This is a genomic window from Candidatus Cyanaurora vandensis (assembly GCF_013285555.1).
Classification (GTDB): Bacteria; Cyanobacteriota; Cyanobacteriia; order Gloeobacterales; family Anthocerotibacteraceae; genus Cyanaurora; species Cyanaurora vandensis.
This window is the reverse complement of the sequence record NZ_JAAXLT010000068.1, coordinates 1-3238: the sequence shown is the minus strand read 5'-3', so window position 1 is coordinate 3238 and position 3238 is coordinate 1. Positions and strand designations below refer to the sequence as shown.

6 protein-coding genes and 1 pseudogene are annotated in these 3238 nt (G+C 55.3%); 3 read left to right on the top strand and 4 right to left on the bottom strand.

Annotation, left to right across the window (positions count from 1 at the left end):
- Positions 1-228: pseudogene (locus tag HFM78_RS04420) on the top strand (hypothetical protein); the annotation flags it as partial.
- 49 nt (positions 229-277) lie between these two features.
- On the top strand, positions 278-586 hold the full coding sequence (locus HFM78_RS04415; protein WP_287128213.1) for a hypothetical protein: 309 nt from the start codon (positions 278-280) through the stop codon (positions 584-586).
- A 338-nt stretch (positions 587-924) separates the two neighbouring features.
- Here HFM78_RS04415 and HFM78_RS04410 read toward each other — a convergent pair whose 3' ends face one another.
- Complete coding sequence (locus tag HFM78_RS04410; protein WP_287128212.1) at positions 925-1239, bottom strand: transposase; 315 nt, start codon at positions 1237-1239, stop codon at positions 925-927.
- Positions 1240-1249: 10 nt separating this feature from the next.
- On the bottom strand, positions 1250-1906 hold the full coding sequence (locus HFM78_RS04405) for a metallophosphoesterase (protein ID WP_287128211.1): 657 nt from the start codon (positions 1904-1906) through the stop codon (positions 1250-1252).
- Positions 1907-1973: 67 nt separating this feature from the next.
- Here HFM78_RS04405 and HFM78_RS04400 point away from each other — a divergent pair, with 67 nt between their 5' ends.
- Complete coding sequence (locus tag HFM78_RS04400) at positions 1974-2333, top strand: 2Fe-2S iron-sulfur cluster binding domain-containing protein (RefSeq protein WP_287128210.1); 360 nt, start codon at positions 1974-1976, stop codon at positions 2331-2333.
- Here the strand turns inward: HFM78_RS04400 and mutT are convergent.
- Entirely contained in the window at positions 2330-2743 is a 414-nt protein-coding gene (mutT, locus tag HFM78_RS04395) for an 8-oxo-dGTP diphosphatase MutT (protein ID WP_287128209.1), read from the bottom strand. The two genes, HFM78_RS04400 and mutT, sit on opposite strands and share 4 nt — an antisense overlap.
- A partial coding sequence (locus HFM78_RS04390) for a methionine gamma-lyase family protein (protein WP_287128208.1) occupies positions 2740-3238 on the bottom strand: 499 nt, incomplete at its 5' end. The genes HFM78_RS04390 and mutT, both read right to left, overlap by 4 nt.

Below are 3238 nucleotides of genomic sequence, written 5' to 3'. Positions count from 1 at the left end.
GACCAGTTCTCTAAAGAATTCCTCGCCGGACTCCTAGACCCTTTTGGCACTACAGCTATTGATGTTGCCATCAATAGCGAAGTTAGGGAGATTGATTTACTGTTTACTCCCCTGATGGGAGCTGACCCCTCGGGCTTGGGGTTATTGGGGCGGATCTCGCCCAAACTCCTTGCATCATTGAACCCTACCGTAATGCTCCCACCGATGAGGATATCCGCATTTGTTTGATGCCTGTGGTTACGGGTGTTGGGCAAAGGCGGTGCAGGAAGTATTGGCGTTGCCCCAAACACTACCGGAGCGAGCGCAGGTGTTGCGGCTCATCAAGAACTGGCAAATTCGGGTACAACAGAATCAAGAGGCGGAGGAAGCAGAGATGGCGGTGCAATTGAGCCAAGCGTATCTAGCCTGGGAACAAGCGACTCTAGAGCAGGGCAAATTGGCAGGCCGCATTGAAGGGGAACAGATTGGGGCCGTGCGCGGCAAACTGGAGGCTGTGCCCGCCTTAGTGGAACGGGGGTTCTCGGCGGGGGAGATTGCCCAGATCCTCGGGCTTACCCTAGAGCAGGTCCAGTCCGTCCAACCCTAGGGACTAGGACAGACGGTCTGGCACACTGTCGTCATCACCTCAATACGGGTAGTTTTTAAGCGATGCCGAGGTATTAGATCTACTCGTAACTGGCACGCTGGAGGTGATCGCGGATGATCCCCACTGTAGCGTTGTCGCGGAACAATAACTAAATGAATTGGGAGGCCATTTGCTTAGGCGTGTACGAGACGGATGGAATTCGTCGTTGAGCTAGGGGCACGCAGTGGAATGATGTCCTGTACGACCTGCCGTTACTGAATACTGAGGGAGTCCACGCGGTAGAGACGATACAGGTGACGGGCAACCAGGGTCTGTCAAGCATTTTGTGTAAGTGAAATTCATAACTGAATCCTGTCATCGAATTCCACCATCAGGCGGTTTAAGACATAGCTCCAATTGTGCATGGGCATCGTCCACTTTTTTGATATGTTCTGGAGGGCCAAATACACTACCTTAAAAACAGACTGATTGGTCGGGAAAATCCGATGATTGCGGGTCACTTTGCGTAAGGTCATGTTTACCGACTCAATGGCGTTGGTCGTGTACATGACCCGACGAATATCCTCTGAGAAACGGCCCTGTGTCCAAAGAGTGTGGTCATAACCCAAAACCGTCCCTATATTTTGGGTTAGTTGAAAGGTCAGCGGGTCCACCTTCACAGTATTAAATCTCTAGCAGTAAGTTATGCAAAGCGGCGTTGATAAAAGTCGTCTGGCCCTGGGTCTCGGTCTTGCCGCCGTCGAGATGCATATGTCCACACAGGTAATAGCGGGGATTGAGGAGGTCTACGAGGGGCCGGAGGGTCGGGGTTTTGCGGTGGTACCAGCGGCTCTCCTCATCGAGGACCCCCTTGGGCGGCGCGTGGGTGATGAGGAGGTCCACCGTCGAGTTTTGATATTGCGCGACCAATTCATCCAGATGGGGTTTGGTCAAGGTCCAATTCCAGCCACAGGGCGGAGTATAGGGTACAGCGAGGACCCGCAACCCCCAGAGCCAAACCAGTTCCGATTGGGTGACGAAACGACCATGCTGCCAAGGTCGGGCCATCTCCGCCAACACGGAGGCGGAAGGGTCATGGTTCCCTGGTACGAATAGCCAGGGTTTCGCCAACTGGTCTACGGCGGTAAAAAATTGTTGTAACTGTTGGACTTCCTCCGCACCCCGGGGGTGATAGCCGCTAGTTTGGGCATCAGGTTTGGCCCCGGCCCAAGTACAGAAATCCCCACAGTTGATGTAGACATCCACGCCAGGGATTTGGCGGAGGGCCTCGGCTTGCAACTGGGCATCACCGTGATAGTCAGAACCCACCAGGATTTTCATCGCGCCTTACTGCTACCCTTTCTATAGTAAGTTGCTCACTAGTCAGGCGGTCTAGGAAGATAGAACTATGGCAATCCATCAATTTAACATCCATAACCCAGCCACTGGTGATCACTGGACCCTCAACGTCCGCAGTGACCGCTACTTGCTGGCCCAAGCCCAGGAGCAGGGCGTACCGTTACCGTTTCTCTGTGCCCAGGGCGTCTGTACAACCTGTGCCGTCCGCGTCCAAGTGGGCCGGGTCCACCAACCTGAAGCCTTCGGTATCTCTAGTGAACTCAAACAACAAGGTTACGCGCTCCTGTGTGTCGGCTATGCCCGCTCCGATCTACAGGTCGAATTGCAAACCGAGGATGAAGTCTATGACCAGCAGTTTGGCACCTTCCCTGCCCAAGCTCGGCCCGGTCTACCGCTAGATCTGGATTAACTTTCTTGGGCGATTTGGGTTAAAAAGGGACGGATTTGGTCAAAAAGTCCATAGTTCGCCGGCGGGAATGGGTAGTTTATCAAGTCCTCGGGTTTGACCCAGCGTAACTCCTGGCTGGCTAAGGGTCGGGGCGTGCCCGTCTGGTAACGGCAGTGGTACGCGCTGATGGTCAGGTCAAAGGTCGGGTAACGGTGGTCCAGGGTGACCAGTAATTCTCGGACCTCGACTGTAATTCCTAGCTCCTCGGTTACTTCCCGCTGGAGGGCCTGCTCTGGGGATTCATCCGCTTCCACTTTGCCACCGGGCAGTTCCCATAAACCCGCCATGGTCCCTTCGTCGAGGCGGCGGTCAATCAAGACCTCTCCCGCCCGGACAATCAGCCCCACTACGATCCAACGGTGGGGGATCATAGGACGGCCAGGACTTGCGCGAGGGCCAGTTCCATGTGGGCGAGATGGACCCCGCCCTGCAAATAGACGATATAGGGTTCCCGGAGCGGGCCATCCGCCGACAGTTCCAAGGTGCTGCCCTCAATAAAGGTCCCACCCGCCATTATCACTGGGTCCGCATAACCCGGAACTAAGTCGGGGACGGGTTCCAGATAGGAACCAATCGGAGAGGCTTGTTGGATGGCGCGGCAGAACTTTTGTAGTTTCAGCGGGTCTCCGAGTCGAATCGCCTGGATCACATCAGTGCGGACCTGGAAAGGACTGGGATTGACCGGGTAGCCCAATTCCTTGAAGGTCCAACTCGCCAAATGTGCTCCCTTGACCGCCTCCCCGACCACCCCCGGTGCCATGAAGAGACCCTGGAATAATAACCGATTGAGGTCCAGCGAAGACCCCCCCTCACGCCCAATTCCCGGTGCGGTCAGACGATAACAGGCTTGTTCGACATACTCGGTG

What these genes read in the sequence shown, in the direction of transcription:
- HFM78_RS04400 (WP_287128210.1), top strand. Translation starts at nt 1,974, where the DNA reads ATGGCAATCCATCAATTTAACATCCATAACCCAGCCACTGGTGATCAC.
- HFM78_RS04405 (WP_287128211.1), bottom strand. Translation starts at nt 1,906, where the DNA reads ATGAAAATCCTGGTGGGTTCTGACTATCACGGTGATGCCCAGTTGCAA.
- mutT (WP_287128209.1), bottom strand. Translation starts at nt 2,743, where the DNA reads ATGATCCCCCACCGTTGGATCGTAGTGGGGCTGATTGTCCGGGCGGGA.